Source organism: Microbacterium proteolyticum (assembly GCF_030818075.1).
GTDB lineage: Bacteria > Actinomycetota > Actinomycetes > Actinomycetales > Microbacteriaceae > Microbacterium > Microbacterium proteolyticum_A.
The window spans coordinates 2,587,273-2,604,771 of the sequence record NZ_JAUSZZ010000001.1 but is presented as its reverse complement, the minus strand read 5'-3'; the positions used below and the strand labels follow the sequence as shown (position 1 = coordinate 2,604,771).

At 69.9% G+C, this 17,499-nt stretch carries 17 protein-coding genes; 15 read left to right on the top strand and 2 right to left on the bottom strand.

The features are described from left to right. The first annotated feature begins 2 nt into the window (after positions 1-2). Positions 3-1,040: a DNA polymerase III subunit delta gene (gene holA, locus QE392_RS12090; protein ID WP_307452004.1), complete on the top strand. Its 1,038-nt coding sequence runs from the start codon at positions 3-5 to the stop codon at positions 1,038-1,040. A 301-nt stretch (positions 1,041-1,341) separates the two neighbouring features. On the opposite strand, the gene rpsT is transcribed toward holA, so the two are convergent. After that, on the bottom strand, positions 1,342-1,602 hold the full coding sequence (gene rpsT / locus QE392_RS12085; protein WP_307452002.1) for a 30S ribosomal protein S20: 261 nt from the start codon (positions 1,600-1,602) through the stop codon (positions 1,342-1,344). Between the two features lie 118 nt (positions 1,603-1,720). Beyond that, a complete protein-coding gene (locus QE392_RS12080; RefSeq protein ID WP_307451999.1) occupies positions 1,721-2,443 on the bottom strand; it encodes an alpha/beta fold hydrolase in 723 nt (240 codons plus the stop codon). A gap of 219 nt (positions 2,444-2,662) precedes the next feature. Here QE392_RS12080 and lepA point away from each other — a divergent pair, with 219 nt between their 5' ends. The 14 genes from lepA to leuA all read left to right on the top strand — a co-directional run bounded on the left by lepA (position 2,663) and on the right by leuA (position 17,366). Continuing rightward, entirely contained in the window at positions 2,663-4,522 is a 1,860-nt protein-coding gene (lepA, locus tag QE392_RS12075) for a translation elongation factor 4 (RefSeq protein WP_307451997.1), read from the top strand. 26 nt (positions 4,523-4,548) lie between these two features. Beyond that, positions 4,549-5,193 carry a DUF1990 family protein gene (locus QE392_RS12070; RefSeq protein ID WP_307451995.1) on the top strand — a complete coding sequence of 215 codons (645 nt, stop codon included), beginning with the start codon at positions 4,549-4,551 and terminating at the stop codon, positions 5,191-5,193. After that, the gene (gene hemW / locus QE392_RS12065; RefSeq protein WP_307451993.1) at positions 5,193-6,410 is read left to right on the top strand and encodes a radical SAM family heme chaperone HemW; all 1,218 of its coding nucleotides are present in this window, start codon (positions 5,193-5,195) and stop codon (positions 6,408-6,410) included. Before QE392_RS12070 ends, hemW begins: the two co-directional genes overlap by 1 nt. Before the next feature lie 311 nt (positions 6,411-6,721). Then, on the top strand, positions 6,722-7,762 hold the full coding sequence (hrcA, locus tag QE392_RS12060) for a heat-inducible transcriptional repressor HrcA (RefSeq protein ID WP_307451991.1): 1,041 nt from the start codon (positions 6,722-6,724) through the stop codon (positions 7,760-7,762). Positions 7,763-7,811: 49 nt separating this feature from the next. Further along, positions 7,812-8,933, top strand: a complete 1,122-nt coding sequence (gene dnaJ, locus QE392_RS12055) for a molecular chaperone DnaJ (protein WP_307451989.1) — start codon at positions 7,812-7,814, stop codon at positions 8,931-8,933. Between the two features lie 2 nt (positions 8,934-8,935). After that, on the top strand, positions 8,936-9,670 hold the full coding sequence (locus tag QE392_RS12050; RefSeq protein WP_307451988.1) for a 16S rRNA (uracil(1498)-N(3))-methyltransferase: 735 nt from the start codon (positions 8,936-8,938) through the stop codon (positions 9,668-9,670). A gap of 98 nt (positions 9,671-9,768) precedes the next feature. After that, positions 9,769-10,116 carry an HIT domain-containing protein gene (locus QE392_RS12045; RefSeq protein ID WP_307451987.1) on the top strand — a complete coding sequence of 116 codons (348 nt, stop codon included), beginning with the start codon at positions 9,769-9,771 and terminating at the stop codon, positions 10,114-10,116. Between the two features lie 49 nt (positions 10,117-10,165). Next, a complete protein-coding gene (locus QE392_RS12040) occupies positions 10,166-11,191 on the top strand; it encodes a PhoH family protein (RefSeq protein WP_307454130.1) in 1,026 nt (341 codons plus the stop codon). Further along, positions 11,188-11,655 carry an rRNA maturation RNase YbeY gene (gene ybeY, locus QE392_RS12035; RefSeq protein ID WP_307451985.1) on the top strand — a complete coding sequence of 156 codons (468 nt, stop codon included), beginning with the start codon at positions 11,188-11,190 and terminating at the stop codon, positions 11,653-11,655. Before QE392_RS12040 ends, ybeY begins: the two co-directional genes overlap by 4 nt. Beyond that, positions 11,652-12,962 carry a hemolysin family protein gene (locus tag QE392_RS12030; protein WP_307451983.1) on the top strand — a complete coding sequence of 437 codons (1,311 nt, stop codon included), beginning with the start codon at positions 11,652-11,654 and terminating at the stop codon, positions 12,960-12,962. Before ybeY ends, QE392_RS12030 begins: the two co-directional genes overlap by 4 nt. Continuing rightward, on the top strand, positions 12,959-13,852 hold the full coding sequence (era, locus tag QE392_RS12025) for a GTPase Era (RefSeq protein ID WP_307451981.1): 894 nt from the start codon (positions 12,959-12,961) through the stop codon (positions 13,850-13,852). Before QE392_RS12030 ends, era begins: the two co-directional genes overlap by 4 nt. Before the next feature lie 41 nt (positions 13,853-13,893). Further along, on the top strand, positions 13,894-14,841 hold the full coding sequence (locus QE392_RS12020) for a quinone oxidoreductase family protein (RefSeq protein WP_307451980.1): 948 nt from the start codon (positions 13,894-13,896) through the stop codon (positions 14,839-14,841). Further along, on the top strand, positions 14,838-15,455 hold the full coding sequence (locus QE392_RS12015; protein WP_307451978.1) for a GNAT family N-acetyltransferase: 618 nt from the start codon (positions 14,838-14,840) through the stop codon (positions 15,453-15,455). Before QE392_RS12020 ends, QE392_RS12015 begins: the two co-directional genes overlap by 4 nt. 150 nt (positions 15,456-15,605) lie before the next feature. After that, positions 15,606-17,366: a 2-isopropylmalate synthase gene (gene leuA, locus QE392_RS12010; protein ID WP_307451975.1), complete on the top strand. Its 1,761-nt coding sequence runs from the start codon at positions 15,606-15,608 to the stop codon at positions 17,364-17,366. The last annotated feature ends 133 nt before the right edge of the window (positions 17,367-17,499 follow it).

The following is a 17,499-nucleotide window of genomic DNA, read 5'->3' as shown; positions in this document are numbered from 1 at the left end:
GAGTGACCCCGGCCCCTCGACGCGCAGCCCCCGCGAAGGCGAAGTCGGCCATCCCGCAGGTGTCGTGGCGCAGCCCCCAGCCGGCGCCGATCGTGCTCATCTCCGGTCCCGAAGAAGTCTGCGCCGAGCGTGCGACCGCCGGCATCCGCGCCATGCTCAAGAGCGAAGACCCGAGCCTCGAAGTCACCGACATCCGTGCGGACGACTACGCGGCCGGAACGCTGCTGGCGGTCACTTCGCCGTCGCTCTTCGGCGAGCCGCGCCTGGTTCGTGTCAGCGGCGTCGAGAAGTGCAGCGACACCTTCCTCAACGAGGCCGTGTCGTACCTGTCGCAGACGCAGGACGGCGCGACCGTGGTGCTGCGCCATACGGGCGCGAGCGTCCGGGGCAAGAAGCTGCTCGACGGAATTCGATCCGGCCAGGGCGGCGGCATCGAGATCGCGTGCCCCGCCGTCAAGCGCGACTCCGACCGCTTCGACTTCGCCGTCGGCGAGTTCAAGGCCGCTCAGAAGCGCATCGCGCCGGTGGCCCTGCGCTCTCTCGTCTCCGCCTTCGCCGACGACCTCACCGAGCTCGCCGCCGCGTGCCAGCAGCTCATCGCCGACGTCCCCGGCGACATCGACGAACGCACCGTCGAGCGCTACTACGGCGGTCGCGTCGAGACCTCGGCGTTCACCGTGGCCGACACGGCCATCGCGGGCCAGTACGGCCCCGCACTGCTCGCGCTGCGCCACGCGCTGGCATCCGGGGCCGACCCCGTGCCCCTCGTCGCGGCGGTGGCCATGAAGCTTCGCACCATGGCGCGCGTCGCCGGCAGCCGCGAGTCGTCGTCGATGCTCGCGCAGCGGCTCGGCATGAAGGATTGGCAGGTCGACCGAGCTCGCCGCGACCTCGTCGGGTGGACCGGCACCACGCTCGGCATGGCCATCCACGCCACCGCGCGGGCCGACGCCGAGGTCAAGGGCGCGTCGCGCGATGCGGTGTTCGCCCTCGAGCGCATGATCACGATCATCGCCACGCGGGCGCCCTACGGCGACTGATCCGGCGGTCCGGACGAACCGCCTCAGACATGCCCGTGCACTCGCCGCCGGTCACCGGTCGACCCGCGGCATCCCACGCCGCGCGTGAGGAGCGGAGGATCAGAGAGCAGCGGAGGAGGGGGTTCGGGGCGTGGCATCCTCCGCTCGCCCCTCATCCTCCGCTCGCCACACACGTGCCCCTGCGCCCGGCCCCCGTGTCTCGGCCCGCGGAGAGGCCCGCGGAGGTGACCCACCGAGCACCTGCGGAAACGACGAAGCCCGCCCCGCGCAGAGCGGGACGGGCTGTCGAAGAAGAGGCGGCTCAGAGAGCGTTGACCTGCTTCGCGATGGCCGACTTGCGGTTGGCAGCCTGGTTCGAGTGGATGACGCCCTTGCTGACGGCCTTGTCGAGCTTCTTGGTCGCGGTGGCGAGGGCCTTCTCGGCGGCCTCCTTGTCACCGGCCAGGATGGCCTCGCGGGTGCGACGCACGTGCGTCTTCAGCTCGCTCTTGACGGCCTTGTTGCGCTCGCGCGCCTTCTCGTTGGTCTTGTTGCGCTTGATCTGCGACTTGATGTTCGCCACGTCGACGGTCTTTCGTTTGAGTGAATGTTGGAAGTGCCGGGCGAGCGGTAGAGGGACGCCGCACCGGCGATCGTGGAGGTCGGGAAAAACCCCACACGCAAGCCAAGAGTCGAGTCTATCAGGAAGACGCTTCGACCGTTGCGAGGGCCACGTTCAGCAGCGCGTTGAAGACCCGCGGCCGCATGGCCGTCACCAGGTGCGTCGTGCGCGGCACGACGACGAGCTCCGCATCCCGGGCCACCGAGAGGAACAGCCTCTCATTCATGCGCAGCTGATCCCACTGGCCGTTCACGAACCACAGCGGGACCTCGATCCGGCGGAGGGATGCCAGGAGGTCGAGCACCGACAGCGAGGCCAACGCGGCGTCCTGTGCGTCGAACGCGTACCCGCCCGCCCCGAAGTCCGGCCGCGTCTCGGGCGGGAGGGTGCGGTCCAGAACGCGGTTGGTCAGCCCGAGGCCGCGGTCGGGGAGGCTGTCGAAGCGCCGGGTGAAGAAGCGGTAGGCCGACAGCCCGATGCCGCGCGGGATCGATGTGCACGACGCGGCCACCAACGCCGCCACGGGTGGCGGCTCTTCTCGACCGACGTACTCGATCGACAGCAGCCCGCCCATCGAATGACCGACGAGCAGCACGGGGCCGCGGGTCGCGGCATCCCGAACCGCCCGGTCGATCGTGGCGAACGCCTCGTCGAGCGTGAACTCCTCGGTGCGCCGCGTGCCGTGTCCGGGCAGATCGACGGCGGTCGCGGGGGTGCCGCGGTCCGCGAGGTGCGCGAGCTGCGCACGCCACATGGTCGCCGACGTCCGGATGCCGTGCACGAGCACGACCTGGACCGTCATGGCATCCACTGTAGAAGCGCCACCGCCGCCTCGGCGCGACCGTCCCCCGGCGCGAGTGTCGCCCCCCGACGCGAGATCACACGATCGTGCCGAGTCACGCGATCCCGGACGCTCGGAGCCTGTGATCCCACGCCGGTCGTGTGTTCTCGGCCTCAGGATGCCGGGAGCCGGGCATCCACGGACGGCGATGTCGGCGGGCCACCGTAGAATCGACGGAACATGTCACCGCGCGCACTGAAGCCCCTCGAGCCGTCTGCCACCCCGCCGGAGCAGATCCGCAACTTCTGCATCATCGCTCACATCGACCACGGCAAGTCGACGTTGGCCGACCGCATGCTGCAGATCACCGGTGTCGTCGCCGACCGCGACATGCGTGCGCAGTACCTCGACCGCATGGACATCGAGCGCGAGCGCGGCATCACCATCAAGTCGCAGGCGGTCCGGATGCCGTGGGCCCTTCGACAGGCTCAGGGCCCCGAGCAAACGTTCGCGCTGAACATGATCGACACGCCCGGCCACGTCGACTTCACGTACGAGGTCAGCCGGTCGCTCGCGGCGTGCGAGGGCGCGATCCTGCTGGTGGACGCCGCGCAGGGCATCGAGGCGCAGACGCTCGCCAACCTCTACCTCGCGCTCGAGAACGATCTGACGATCATCCCGGTGCTCAACAAGATCGACCTGCCCGCCGCCGATCCCGAGAAGTACGCCGCCGAGCTCGCCGGTCTCATCGGCGGCGACCCCGCCGACGTGCTGCGCGTCAGCGGCAAGACCGGCATGGGGGTCGAAGAGCTGCTCGACCGGATCGTGGAACAGATCCCCGCCCCCGTCGGCCAGGCCGACGCGCCCGCCCGCGCCATGATCTTCGACTCCGTCTACGACGCCTACCGCGGTGTGGTGACGTACGTGCGCATGGTCGACGGATCGCTGTCGCCGCGCGAGCGCATCCAGATGATGTCGACCACCGCGACGCACGAGCTGCTCGAGATCGGCGTCTCCAGCCCCGAGCCGGTGCCCACCAAGGGTCTCGGCGTCGGCGAGGTGGGCTACCTCATCACCGGCGTGAAAGATGTGCGCCAGTCGAAGGTCGGCGACACCATCACCAATCAGCGCAAGCCCGCGACCGAAGCCCTGGCCGGGTACACCGACCCGAAGCCCATGGTCTTCTCGGGCATCTACCCCATCGACGGCAGCGACTACGCGGAGCTGCGTGAAGCGCTCGACAAGCTCAAGCTCTCCGACGCCTCGCTGCAGTACGAGCCCGAGACCTCGGTCGCGCTCGGCTTCGGCTTCCGCGCCGGGTTCCTGGGCCTGCTGCACCTCGAGATCATCACCGAGCGCCTCTCGCGCGAGTTCGGTCTCGACCTCATCACCACGGCTCCGTCAGTTACGTACGAGGTCACCACCGACACGGGCGACACCGTGTCGGTCACCAACCCCAGCGAGTACCCCGACGGGCGCGTCGCCGAGGTGTCGGAGCCGATCGTCAAGGTCGGCATCCTGCTGCCGAAGGACTACGTGGGCACCGTCATGGAGCTCTGCCAGTCCCGCCGCGGCACGTTGCTCGGCATGGACTACCTCAGCGAGGACCGCGTCGAGCTGCGGTACAACATGCCCCTCGGCGAGATCGTGTTCGACTTCTTCGACCACCTGAAATCGCGCACGCAGGGCTACGCGAGCCTCGATTACGAACCGGCCGGATCGCAGACCGCCGACCTCGTCAAGGTCGACATCCTCCTGCAGGGCGACAAGGTCGACGCGTTCAGCTCGATCGTGCACCGCGAGAAGGCCTACAGCTACGGCACGATGATGACCGAGCGGCTCCGCAAGCTCATCCCGCGTCAGCAGTTCGAGGTGCCCATCCAGGCCGCGATCGGCGCGCGGATCATCGCGCGTGAGAACATCCGCGCCATTCGCAAGGACGTGCTCGCCAAGTGCTACGGCGGTGACATCACCCGCAAGCGCAAGCTCCTCGAGAAGCAGAAAGAGGGCAAGAAGCGCATGAAGATGGTGGGTCGCGTCGAGGTGCCGCAAGAGGCCTTCATCGCGGCGCTGTCGGGCGACGTCGAAGCCAAGAAGTAACGCACGAGAACCGAGAGGGGTGGACCATGCGCAGGCAGAACTTCACCGATGACACGGTCGACTACGCGGCTGTCGGCGCCACCCAGGCGCCCGACCTCATGCAGTACCCGCCCGAGCACTCCGTGCCCGCCGAGGATGCCTGGCGCATCGGCAGCGGCGAAGAACGTTTCGTCGCGGCCGGTGAATCGCTCTTCTCCTGGGCGCCGCTGCGCAGTGAAGAACTGAGCATCACCGACGTACGGCCTGCGTCGAGCGAGGGCTATGCCGGCGTGGGTTTCGACGCCGACGGTGCGCCCATCGCGCCCAGTCGTCTTGAGGCCGAGCAGCGTTTCGCGGCCGACGGGACGCCCTTCGTCAGCCCGGGTGCCGGCGTGCGCCTGCACGGGAAGGTCGACGGACACCGTGCCGACGCCGAGCTTCGGGTGATCTCGGTGTTCGAGGAGCCCCGTCGCGTGGGCTTCATCCTCGGCACCGTGGGGCACTCGATCGTCAGCGGCGAGGAACTGTTCTCGCTCGAATGGCGGGACAACGACGAGGTCTGGTTCGTGGTGCGCGCGTTCGATCGCCCGACCGCCCCCACGTACAAGCTCTTCACCAGCCGCGTGCGCCGCCGCCGCAAGGCGCTGTTCGCGCGGTATCTGCGCGCGATCTCGCCGCTGTACACGTCCTGATGGGCGGACCGCTTCCCCTCGGCGACCCCGCTCCGGCCGACGGCCGACTCCCCGGCGACCTCGTCCTCGACCCCGCCACCGACTTCGGCGTGTACCTGCACGTGCCCTTCTGCCGCGTGCGGTGCGGGTACTGCGACTTCAACACCTACACCGCGAGCGAACTGCGCGGGGCACGTCAGGACGACTTCGCCGACACCCTCGCGGCCGAGGTGCGCCTGGCCGGCGGTGTGATGGATGCCGCGGGCGGACGCCGCGCGGCATCCACGGTCTTCTTCGGGGGCGGCACACCCACCCTCCTTCCGCCCGGCGACCTGGCCAGGATGCTGGATGCGGTGCGCACCGAGTTCGGCATCGCCGAGGGCGCGGAGATCACCGTGGAGGCGAACCCCGACACGGTCGACGACATCGTCATGGACACCCTCGCCGCCGCCGGCGTCACGCGCGTGTCGATCGGCATGCAGTCCTCGCGTCCGCACGTGCTCGCCGCGCTCGACCGCACCCACGACCCCGCCAACGTCGCCACGGCCGTCGCCGCCGCCCGCCGAGCCGGGCTCGACGTGTCGGTGGATCTGATCTACGGCGCGCCGGGGGAGTCGCTGGACGACTGGCGATCCTCGCTGGAGACGGCGATCGCGCTCGCACCCGATCACGTGTCGGCGTACGCGCTGATCGTCGAGGACGGCACGAAGCTGGCCCGGCAGATCCGATCGGGCGCCGTCGCGCTCCCGGACGACGATCTGCAGGCCGACATGTACGAGCTGGCCGACGAGCTGCTCGCGGCGGCCGGGTACGACTGGTACGAGGTCTCGAACTTCTCGCGCGGAGCGGATCACCGCTCGCGGCACAACCTCGCCTACTGGCGTGGCACCGACTGGTGGGGCTTCGGCCCCGGCGCGCACAGCCACGTCGCCGGCCTCCGCTGGTGGAACGTGAAGCACCCCGCCGCCTATGCGCAGCGGCTGGCCGGCGGGGAGTCCCCGGCGGCCGGGCGTGAACGCCCCGACGAGAGCGCCCGGCGGCTCGAATCGGTGCTGCTGCGCAGCCGCATCCGCGAGGGCCTGGCGGTGTCGGAGATCCTCGGCGAAGGCCGCAAGGCCGTGGCATCCCTCATCGCCGACGGGCTCATCGAGGGGGCGGATGCCGTGCGCGGGCGCATCGTGCTCACGCGCCGAGGACGCCTCCTGGCGGACGCGGTGGTGCGGGCGCTGACCGCGTGATGCGGCGGCGACCGTCCGCGGGACGCGTCGGGGTCGCGCGCGGGCGCGGTGGTGCGGGCGCTGACCGCGTGATGCGGCGGCCGACATCCGGGGGGACGCGTCGGCGTGGCGCGGACGCCGCGACGGATCGTCGCCGTACGCCGTCGCGCGCGCGGAACGCCCGGTCGAGCCGTTCGTCACGCGACCCGGCGTCGGGCGCGGCCCCGCCTTCGAGGCACGACTCGGCATCCGCGCGTCCCCGGCAACCCTCCGCGTCGATCCCGTAGAATTGGCACTCAGTCGAGTCGAGTGCCAGACGGAAGGAGCAGCTCATGGTGTCGGAACGCGGCCTTCAGGTGCTCCGCGCGATCGTGCAGGACTACGTCGACACGCGTGAGCCCGTCGGCAGTAAGGCGATCGTCGAGCGGCACGCCTTCGGCGTGTCCGCCGCCACGATCCGCAACGACATGGCTCTGCTCGAAGACGAAGATCTCATCGTCGCCCCGCACACGTCGTCGGGACGCGTGCCCACCGACAAGGGCTACCGAGTCTTCGTCGACCATCTCGCCGAGCTGCGCCCGCTTTCGAGCGCCCAGCGCAGCGCGATCACGTCCTTCCTCGACGAAGCCGGCGACCTCGACGACCTTCTGGCCCGCACCGTCCGCGCCCTGACGCAACTCACCGGCCAGGTCGCGATCGTGCAGTACCCCTCGTTCGCGCGCGCCAACGTGACGCACGTCGAACTCGTCGCGCTCGGCGGCCCCCGCGTGCTCGTCATCCTCGTCACCGACACCGGGCGGGTGTCGCAGCGCATCGCACTGGTCCCCGCTCAGCCCACCGAGGCCGATGTCGTGCAGCTGCGCGCACGCGTCGGCGCCGTCCTCGTGGGCCACGGCATCGCCGAGTGCGTACAGCGCGTGGCCGATGCCGTCGCCGACGGTCCCCGCCCGGGGATCATCCTCGACGCGATCGCCGACGCCGTGCTGCGGATCGTGGGCGAGGAGCTCGAGGAGTTCCGCCAGGACCGCCTCGTCATGGCCGGGGCCGCCACCCTCGCCAAGCGCGAGCAGGATTTCCGCGGCAGCATCTATCCCCTGCTCGAGGCCATCGAGGAGCAGGTCACCCTGCTGCGGCTCATGACCGAGATGGTGGCCGATGAGAAGGGCCTGTCCGCGAGCATCGGACGCGAGAACGAACCCTTCGGGCTCGTCGAGGCCTCGGTGCTGGCCAGCCGCTACGACGGCTCCACCGGGGGAGCGCGCGTGGGCCTGCTCGGCCCCACCCGCATGGACTATTCCTCCAATCTCGCGGCGGTCCGTGCCGTCGCGCACTATCTGACCCGCATGCTCGAAGACGACGACAGCGCACGCTGACGCGTATCTTCACCCGAACGACCCCGCGCGAGCGGGCAGGAAGGCGACTGTGGCTGACCACTACGAGGTCCTGGGCGTCGAGCGCGACGCCAGCGCCGACGACATCAAGAAGGCGTACCGACGCCTGGCCCGCCAGCTGCACCCCGATGTGAACCCCGGCGCCGACGCGTCGGAGCGTTTCAAGCTCGTCACGCACGCCTACGACGTGCTCAGCGACCCCGAGCAGCGCCGCCGCTACGACATGGGCGGCGACCAGAACCCGTTCGGCGGCGGGGGAGCGGGCGGCTTCGGCGGATTCAGCGACATCTTCGAGACGTTCTTCGGCGGAGCCCAGGGCGGGGGAGGTCGCGGACCCCGACCCCGGTCACGTCGGGAGCGCGGCCAGGACGCCCTCGTGCGGGTCACGCTGCAGCTCGGCGACGTCGTCTTCGGGACCCACCGCGACCTCGAGGTCGACACCGCGGTCCTCTGCGAGACCTGTCACGGCGCGTGCACGCAGCCGGGTACGAGCGAGGTCACGTGCGACATCTGCCATGGCTCGGGCCACGTGCAGCGCACCGTCCGCAGCCTGCTCGGCAATGTCGTCACCAGCGCCCCCTGCACCGTCTGCCAGGGGCACGGCACCACCATCCCCTACCCCTGCGGCACCTGCCAGGGTCAGGGTCGTGTGCGCGCGCGGCGCACCGTCTCGGTCGACATCCCCGCCGGTGTCGAGTCGGGTCTGCGCCTGCAGCTGCCCGGCTCCGGCGAGGTCGGCCCCGCCGGCGGCCCGAACGGCGACCTGTACCTTGAGGTCACCGTCGAGGCGCACGACGCGTTCAGCCGCGAGGGCGACGACCTCGTCGCCACCCTCGAGGTGTCGATGCCGGATGCCATCCTCGGCGCCACCACGACGATCGACTCCCTCGACGGCAGCGTCGACCTCGAGGTGCGTCCGGGCGTGCAGTCCGGCGACGTGCTGACCATCAAGGGCCGCGGCATCACGCCGCTGCGCGGCAGCCAGCGCGGTGACCTCAAGGTCGGCGTGCACGTGGTCACCCCCACGCGACTCGACCACAAGGAACGCGCTCTCATCGAGGAGTTCGCCCAGCGCACGAAGGCTCCCAAGCCGCGTCTCGCCGAGCACCAGCAGGGCAGGTTCAGCAAGTTCCGCGACCGCTTCCGGCACTGACCGTGGCGCTACACTTCGTCACCGACGACGCCGGCCACGCCGAACCGGGTGATGCCGTCGTGCTGACCGGCGCCGAGGCGCATCACGCCGCGGCCGTGCGGCGGGTGCGCGTCGACGAACACGTCACGCTCGGCGACGGGCGGGGCGCCTGGCTCGCCGGGATCGTGACGGCCGTCACTCCGAAGCAGGTGGATGTCACCGTCACCGCGCGTGACGACGTCGCGCCTCCCGCGCCCCGCTTCGTGCTCGTGCAGGCACTCGCGAAGGGTGACCGCGACGAGCTGGCCGTGCAGGCGGCGACCGAACTCGGCGTCGACGCGATCCTGCCGTGGCAGGCCGCGCGCAGCGTGTCGCGCTGGGACGCGAAGGCCGACAAGGGTCTGGCGCGCTGGCGCACCATCGTCCGCGAGGCCGCGAAGCAGGCGCACCGCGCGTGGATCCCCGAGGTGGAAGGTGTCGTGCGGACAGCCGATCTCGTGCGGCTTGCGCGGACGGCCAGCGTGCTCGTGCTGGAGCCGTCGGCATCCGATCGCCTCGTCACCATCGCAGCGGAAGCCTCCGACGGACGCGACGTCGTGCTGGTGGTCGGCCCCGAGGGCGGCATCGCGCCGGAGGAGCTGACGGCGCTGTCCGACGCGGGAGCCCGGATCGTCCGTCTGGGCGACACCGTGCTGCGCACCTCGACGGCGGGTGCGGCGGCGATCGCCGTGCTCTCGGCGGCGCACGGGCGCTGGTAGTCCGACCCGAACCCGCGTGCGGACCCGTCCCACGCCGAGCGCGGCCCCGCAGACCTGCCCGACCCGCCGTGTCGGAGGCCGTCACTAGACTGGATGCCATGAGCGAACCGTCGATCTTCACGCGCATCCTGCAGGGCGAGATCCCCGCGGAGATCGTCGCCGAGACCGAGAACGCCTTCGCGATCCGCGACATCGCCCCGCAGGCGCCGGTGCACCTGCTGGTCATTCCGAAAACCGAGCAGTACCGCAACGTCGTCGAACTCGCCGCGGGCGACCCCGATCTCCTCACCGAGCTCGTCGGCCTCGCGAACTCCGTCGCCGCCGAACACGCCGACGGCGATTTCCGTCTGATCTTCAACACCGGCGAGGGCGCCGGTCAGACCGTCTTCCATGTGCATGCCCACGTCCTCGCGGGTGGCCTGAACGAAAAGAGCCTGGGTGGCTGATTCCCCCGAAGAGACCGTCGTCGAGCAGGTCGCCGTCGACGGCGTGGCTATGGTGCAGCTGCTCGGCCCGCAGGACCGCCTGCTGCGCGTCGTCGAGAAGGAGCACCCCGACGTCGACGTCCATGTCCGGGGCAACGAGATCACGCTCTCGGGTGCCGCCGACAAGGTCCGCGCGGCGCGCGGACTCGTCGACGAACTCCTGTCGATGACGCGCTCCGGCCAGGGGCTCGACCCCTCCGACGTGACGAGCTCCAATCGGATGCTGCGCACCGACGGCGGACCGCGTCCGTCCGAGGTCATGGGCGAGGCGATCCTCTCGTCGCGCGGCAAGGTCATCCGCCCGAAGACCGCCGGGCAGAAGGAGTACGTCGACGCGATCGACGACAACACGATCGTCTTCGGCATCGGCCCCGCCGGTACGGGCAAGACATACCTCGCCATGGCCAAGGCCGTGCAGGCGCTGCAGCGCAAAGAGGTCAACCGCATCATCCTCACGCGTCCGGCCGTCGAGGCGGGCGAGCGGCTCGGCTTCCTGCCCGGCACGCTCACCGACAAGATCGACCCGTACCTGCGACCGCTCTACGATGCGCTGAACGAGATGATGGATCCCGACATCGTGCCGAAGCTCATGGCGACGGGCACGATCGAGGTCGCTCCTCTCGCCTACATGCGCGGACGCACGCTGAACGACTCCTTCGTCGTGCTCGACGAGGCGCAGAACACCACGCCCGAGCAGATGAAGATGTTCCTCACACGTCTCGGCTTCGGCACGCGCATGGTCGTGACCGGCGACATCACGCAGGTCGACCTCCCTCAGGGAGCCTCGGGTCTGCGCCTGGTCACCCGTGTGCTGAGCGACATCGACGACATCCACTTCTCGCGCCTGACCAGCGACGACGTCGTGCGTCACTCCCTGGTCGGCCGCATCGTCGACGCCTACAGCGAGTACGACGAGAAGCGCCTCGCCGCGCGTCGAGAGCGCGACGAGGCATCCGAGTTCGCCACCCGTGCGGAGCGACGCGGCCAGAGCGCTGCCGGTCCCCGCGATCACCTCCCGAGACGAAGCCGTTCATGACCATCGAGATCAACAACGAATCCGGCCACCAGATCGACGAGCAGGTGCTCCTGCGACTGATGGAGTACAACCTGGCGGAGCTGCACGTCAGCGCCGACGCCGATGTCGCGATCGTCCTGGTCGACGAGGGCGCCATGGAGTCCCTCCACGTGCAGTGGATGGACGAGCCCGGCCCGACGGACGTCCTGAGCTTCCCGATGGACGAGCTGCGCCCCGGTTCCGAGGACTCGCCGACCCCTGCGGGTCTGCTGGGTGACATCGTGCTGTGCCCCGCGGTCGCCGAGACGCAGGCCGTCGCCGCCAAGCACTCCACCCAGGACGAGCTGATCCTGCTCACCACGCACGGCCTCTTGCACCTGCTCGGGTTCGACCACGCCGAGCCCGAGGAGGAGCGCGAGATGTTCGGTCTGCAGCGCGAGCTGATCACGGGGTTCCAGGCCGTCGAGCGCCAGCGCCGCGCATGACCGAGGCGCTGCTCCTCGTCGCCGCCTTCCTGCTCGTCGCCTTCGGCGGCTTGATGGCGGCTTTCGAAGCGGCCCTCGGCGTGACGTCCCGCGCCGACCTGATCGACCTCGGCGTCTCCGGCCGCAATGCCGGCGCGCTGCAGCGTATCGCCGAGGACACCAGCGCCCACGTCACGGCCGTGACCTTCATCCGCGTACTCTCCGAGACCACGGCCGCGGTGCTCGTGGCGGCAGCGTTCATGCTGATGTTCGACAACATCCTGCTCGCCGTGATCGCCGCCGCCGTGCTGATGACCGGGATCTCCTTCGTCGCGGTGGGAGCGAGCCCGCGGTCCGTCGGGCGGCAGCACGCGCGCGGACTGCTGACCGGTGGAGCACCGATCGTGCGCGGCATGCGCATCCTGCTCGGCCCCCTCGCGCACGGTCTCGTCGCCGTCGGCAATCGCGTCACGCCCGGGATCGCGCACTCGACGTCCTTCGCGTCCGAGGAGCAGCTGCTGAGCATCATCGACGAGGCCGCCGAGAACGAGCTCATCGAAGAAGACGACCGCGAGCTCATCCACTCCGTGTTCGACTTCACCGACCGGTACGTGCGCGAGGTCATGGTGCCGCGCACCGACATGGTGAGCGTGGATGCCGCGGCGACTTCCCGCGAGGCCCTCGCGCTCTTCCTCGACAAGGGCGTGTCGCGGGTTCCGCTCGCCGACGACGATGCCGACGATTTCGTCGGCATGCTGTACCTGAAGGATCTCGTCCAGTTCGGCTTCCGCGACGAGGCCGGCTGGCGCGACGCCCCCATCCGCCGCATCGCCCGGCCCGCGGTCTTCGTTCCCGAGTCGATGAAGGCCGAGACCCTGCTGCAGCAGATGAAGAAGGATGCCGTGCACGTCTGTCTCGTGGTCGACGAGTACGGCGGCGTCGCGGGTCTGGTCACGATGGAGGACCTCATCGAGGAGCTGGTGGGGGAGATCGCCGACGAATACGACGCCCCCTCCACCGAGGTCGTCGAGCTGGGCGACGGCCGCTACCGCGTCAACGCCCGCCTGGGCCTCGACGAGGTGGGCGACCTGTTCGGCCTCGAGCTCGACGACGACGACGTGGACTCCGTCGGCGGTCTCCTGGGCAAGGCCCTCGGGCGCATCCCGCAGCCCGGCGCCACCGCCGAGCACTCCGGCCTGGTCCTCACCGGTGGCGCCTCGCGCGGCCGGAACCGCGGCATCGCCACCGTCATCGTGGAGCGCGCCGAGATCCCCACCGACGAAGACGCCGAGGCCGACGCCTCGTCGCGCGAAAGGAACGACAGATGACCGACACCCGATCCGGTTTCGTGACCTTCGTGGGCCGGCCGAACGTCGGCAAGTCCACGCTGACCAACGCCCTCGTCGGCGAGAAGGTCGCCATCACGAGCGAGAAACCGCAGACCACCCGTCGCGCGATCCGTGGGATCGTCAACCGTCCCGGCGGTCAGCTCGTGGTGGTAGACACCCCCGGCATCCATCGTCCGCGCACGCTGCTCGGTCAGCGCCTTAACGACCTCGTCGAGCAGGTGCTGGGCGACGTCGACGTGATCGCGTTCTGCGCCCCGGCGACCGAGAAGGTCGGTCCCGGAGATCGACGGATCGCCGAATCGCTGTCGGGGTACCCGCGGGCGAAGAAGGTCGCTTTGGTGACCAAGACGGATGCCGCGACGCGCGACCAGATCACCGAACGCCTGGTCGAAGTCGACTCCCTGCGCGAGGACTGGGCGGCCGTGATCCCGCTGTCGGCCGACACGAACGACCAGCTCGACGTGCTGAGCGACGAGTTGCTCGCGCTCATGCCCGAGGGACCCGCGCTGTACGCCGACGACGTGGTCACCGACGAGACGCTCGAGGATCGCATCGCCGAGATCATCCGCGAGGCCGCGCTGCACGGCGTGCGCGATGAGTTGCCGCACTCCATCGCCGTGACGGTCGACGACGTCGCGAAGCGCGAGGACAGCGACCTGACCGACGTGTACGCGAACATCGTGGTCGAGCGCGACAGCCAGAAGGCCATCATCATCGGCAAGAAGGGCTCGCGCCTGGCCGATGTGGGCGCCCGCTCGCGCCAAGGCATCGAACCGCTCGTCGGCGGCCGCGTCTACCTGTCGCTGCACGTGCGCGTCGCGAAGGAATGGCAACGCGACCCCAAGCAGCTCGGCCGCCTCGGCTTCTGACCCACCGACCCGACCGCACGACACCAGCGAAAGGCCCGACCATGGCGATGAGGTGGACGGCCCCGGCCCCCGGGCCCGTGGAGACGTGGAGCTTCGAAGAGATCGAGCTCGCCCCTCCCGGCCCGCACGAGGTGACGGTGCGCATTCACGCCGCGGGAGTCAATCCCGCGGACGCCAAGCACGTCGCCGCCGCCCGCCCGGGAACCACCTACCCGGTCCCCATCGGTTACGAGCTGTCGGGTGAGATCACCGCGGTCGGACCCGACGCCGTCGGCGGGCTCGGAGAGCTCAGCGTCGGCGATGAGGTCGTGGCATTCCGCGTCCAGGGCGCATACGCCACGCACCTCACCGTGCCCGCCCGCGATGTGTTCCCGAAGCCGGCCACCCTTTCCCACCCGGAAGCGGCGAACCTCCTGCTCGCCGGCACCACCGCGGCCGAGATGATTCAGGTCACCCGGGTGGCCGAGGGCGACACCGTGCTCCTGCACGCGGCCTCGGGCGCTGTCGGCGTCAGCCTCCTGCAGCAGGCGCGCGCCCTCGGCGTGCGCGTGATCGGAACGGTGGGTCCGGATGCCGAGGACTCGGCCGCGCGGGTGCGCCGCTACGGCGGCATCCCGGTGGCCTACGGCGAGGGCCTGCGCGAGCGCGTTCTCGACGCCGCCGGGGGGAAGCCCATCGCGGCCGCCTGGGACGCGGTCGGAACCGACGAGGCGTTCGACGTCTCGCTCGCCCTCGTCCCCGAGCGCGACCGCATCGTGACGATCGTCGACCCGCAGCGTGCGAAGAAGGACGGCGTGCTTTGGATCGCCGGAGCCCTTCCGGAGAGCGCCCGTTTCCGCGACATCGCCCGTGCCCGCATCCTGGAGCTCGCGGCATCCGGAGCCCTCGACGTGCCCGTCGCCCGGACCTTCGCCCTGGCGGATGCCGTCGAGGCGGTGCAGTTCGTCATGACGGGGCACCCGGGCGGCAAGGTGGCTCTGGTCCCGTGAGCGGGTCGCCGTTCGTCCTCCCCCCGGCGCCCGAGACCCTCGAGCTGACGCGCGATCGGGTGCGTCTGCGCCCGTTCGAAGAACGCGATCTCGAGGCGATGGCCGCCTACCGCGGCGATGCCGAGGTGTGCCGGTACCTGCCGTTCGATCCGCAGACCCCGGATGACATCCGCGGACGCATCGGCCATCTGTTCGGACGCACGTCGCTCGAGGGTGAGCGCGGCGGGATCGTCCTGGTGATCGAGCGCGTGAGCGATGGAACCGTCATCGGCGACGTGGTCCTCTTCCACCTCGACGGCGGCGGGTCCGCGGAGATGGGCTGGGTGATGAGCCCGGCCGCGGCCGGTCGGGGTCTCGCCACCGAAGCGGTGCGCGCGCTCGTCGACACGGCGTTCTCGACCTACGGGCTCCGCCGGCTGGTCGCACGGATCGACGCCGACAACGGGCGATCGCGCGCCCTGGCCGAACGCCTGGGCATGCGTCTCGAAGCCCACCTCGTCGAGAACGAGTGGTTCAAGGGCCGGTGGAGCGACGAGCTCGACTACGCCCTCCTCGCCCGCGAGTGGACCGTGTCTCACGGCTCCGACGCCGGGACGTCGACAGCGGGGGAGTGAACCGACTCCCGCGGGACTGCTACGATCGCAGGATGCGCTTCGGTGGCCTGCTTCTTCTTAGCTGCCGCGACGAGTCCTCGATCTAAGGGCCTTCCTCGTCGCGGAGATCGTCGTCGGCCCCACCGAACGAATCTAAAGAAGCGACACATCATGAAGAACACCCAGAAGCCCACGTCCGCTCCGGTGCACAAGTACCGTCCCTTCCACGAGCAGATCCGGGTCGACCTGCCCGATCGCACGTGGCCCTCCAAGCGCATCGAGGTGGCGCCGCGCTGGTGCGCCGTCGACCTGCGTGACGGGAACCAGGCCCTCATCGATCCGATGAGCCCCGAGCGCAAGCGCGTCATGTTCGACCTGCTCGTGAAGATGGGCTACAAGGAGATCGAGGTCGGCTTCCCCTCGGCGAGCCAGACCGATTTCGACTTCGTCCGTCAGCTGATCGACGACGGCCTGATCCCCGACGACGTGACCATCCAGGTGCTGACGCAGGCCCGTGAGCACCTCATCGCCCGCACGTACGAGGCCATCGCCGGCGCGAAGCAGGCGATCGTGCACCTGTACAACTCGACCAGCGTGCTGCAGCGCGAGGTCGTCTTCCGCACCGACCAGCAGGGCATCGTCGACATCGCGCTCGAGGGCGCGCGCCTGTGCAAGAAGTACGAGGCGACCATTCCTCAGACCGAGGTGTACTACGAGTACTCGCCCGAGAGCTACACCGGCACCGAGCTTGAGTTCGCCCTGCGCATCTGCAACGAGGTGCTCGAGGTCTTCCAGCCGACGCCCGAGCGCAAGGTCATCCTGAACCTGCCCGCCACCGTCGAGATGGCCACGCCCAACGTCTACGCCGACTCGATCGAGTGGATGTCGCGCAATCTGAACCACCGCGAGAACGTCATCCTGTCGCTGCACCCGCACAACGACCGCGGCACCGCCGTCGCCGCGGCGGAGCTGGGGTACCTGGCCGGCGCCGACCGCATCGAGGGATGCCTGTTCGGCAACGGTGAGCGCACCGGCAACGTCGACCTGGTCGCCCTGGGCGTCAACCTGCTGACGCAGGGCATCGACCCGCAGATCGACTTCAGCGACATCGACCAGGTCAAGCGCACCGTCGAGTACTGCAACCAGCTGCCCGTCCCCGAACGCAGCCCGTGGGCCGGCGACCTGGTGTTCACCGCGTTCAGCGGTTCGCATCAGGATGCCATCAAGAAGGGCTTCGAGGCGATGGAGGCCCGTGCTGCCGCCGAGGGCAAGGGCATCGACGACATCGAATGGGCCGTGCCGTACCTGCCCATCGACCCGAAGGACCTGGGCCGTTCGTACGAGGCCGTCATCCGCGTCAACTCGCAGTCGGGTAAGGGCGGCGTCGCCTACCTGCTGAAGGCCGACCACGCGATCGATCTGCCCCGCAAGCTGCAGATCGAGTTCTCGGGTGTCGTGCAGGCCCGCACGGACGCCGAGGGCGGCGAGGTGTCGAGCACCCAGATCTGGGACATCTTCACCGACGAGTACCTGCCGACGAAGAACGACGATGAGCGCTGGGGACGCTTCGAGCTGCTGTCCACGCGCTCGTCGAGCGACATGTCGGGCGACGTCTCGCTCGAGGTCGCGCTGCGTGACGGCGACGAGACGCACCGCGCCTCCGCCGTCGGCAACGGGCCCGTGGCCGCCTTCCTCGAGATCGTGCGCGCGCAGGGCTTCGATGTCACGCTGTACGACTACGTCGAGCACGCGCTCAGCTCGGGCGGCGACGCCCAGGCGGCCGCCTACATCGAGCTGCAGGTCGACGACCAGCGCCTGTGGGGCGTCGGGATCGACAACGACATCTCGACCGCGTCACTCAAGGCGATCGTGTCGGGCGTCAACCGCGCGATCCGCACGCGCGAGCGTTCCGGCGCTCTGGCCGGCGTCTGACCGACACCGTCAGGACGACGACCGTGGCTTACGCCCGGGTTCTCGCCCGGCGCTGAGGTCGCCCTCCTCGCGTGAGGGGTCAGAAAGTGTCGCCTGGGCTCCGCCGGGGCGACACTTTTTGACCCCTCACGCG

What these genes read in the sequence shown, in the direction of transcription:
- ybeY (WP_307451985.1), top strand. Translation starts at nt 11,188, where the DNA reads ATGACCATCGAGATCAACAACGAATCCGGCCACCAGATCGACGAGCAG.
- QE392_RS12030 (WP_307451983.1), top strand. Translation starts at nt 11,652, where the DNA reads ATGACCGAGGCGCTGCTCCTCGTCGCCGCCTTCCTGCTCGTCGCCTTC.
- QE392_RS12040 (WP_307454130.1), top strand. Translation starts at nt 10,166, where the DNA reads ATGGTGCAGCTGCTCGGCCCGCAGGACCGCCTGCTGCGCGTCGTCGAG.
- QE392_RS12070 (WP_307451995.1), top strand. Translation starts at nt 4,549, where the DNA reads ATGCGCAGGCAGAACTTCACCGATGACACGGTCGACTACGCGGCTGTC.
- hemW (WP_307451993.1), top strand. Translation starts at nt 5,193, where the DNA reads ATGGGCGGACCGCTTCCCCTCGGCGACCCCGCTCCGGCCGACGGCCGA.
- leuA (WP_307451975.1), top strand. Translation starts at nt 15,606, where the DNA reads ATGAAGAACACCCAGAAGCCCACGTCCGCTCCGGTGCACAAGTACCGT.
- lepA (WP_307451997.1), top strand. Translation starts at nt 2,663, where the DNA reads ATGTCACCGCGCGCACTGAAGCCCCTCGAGCCGTCTGCCACCCCGCCG.
- QE392_RS12045 (WP_307451987.1), top strand. Translation starts at nt 9,769, where the DNA reads ATGAGCGAACCGTCGATCTTCACGCGCATCCTGCAGGGCGAGATCCCC.
- QE392_RS12080 (WP_307451999.1), bottom strand. Translation starts at nt 2,443, where the DNA reads ATGACGGTCCAGGTCGTGCTCGTGCACGGCATCCGGACGTCGGCGACC.
- QE392_RS12020 (WP_307451980.1), top strand. Translation starts at nt 13,894, where the DNA reads ATGGCGATGAGGTGGACGGCCCCGGCCCCCGGGCCCGTGGAGACGTGG.
- hrcA (WP_307451991.1), top strand. Translation starts at nt 6,722, where the DNA reads ATGGTGTCGGAACGCGGCCTTCAGGTGCTCCGCGCGATCGTGCAGGAC.
- era (WP_307451981.1), top strand. Translation starts at nt 12,959, where the DNA reads ATGACCGACACCCGATCCGGTTTCGTGACCTTCGTGGGCCGGCCGAAC.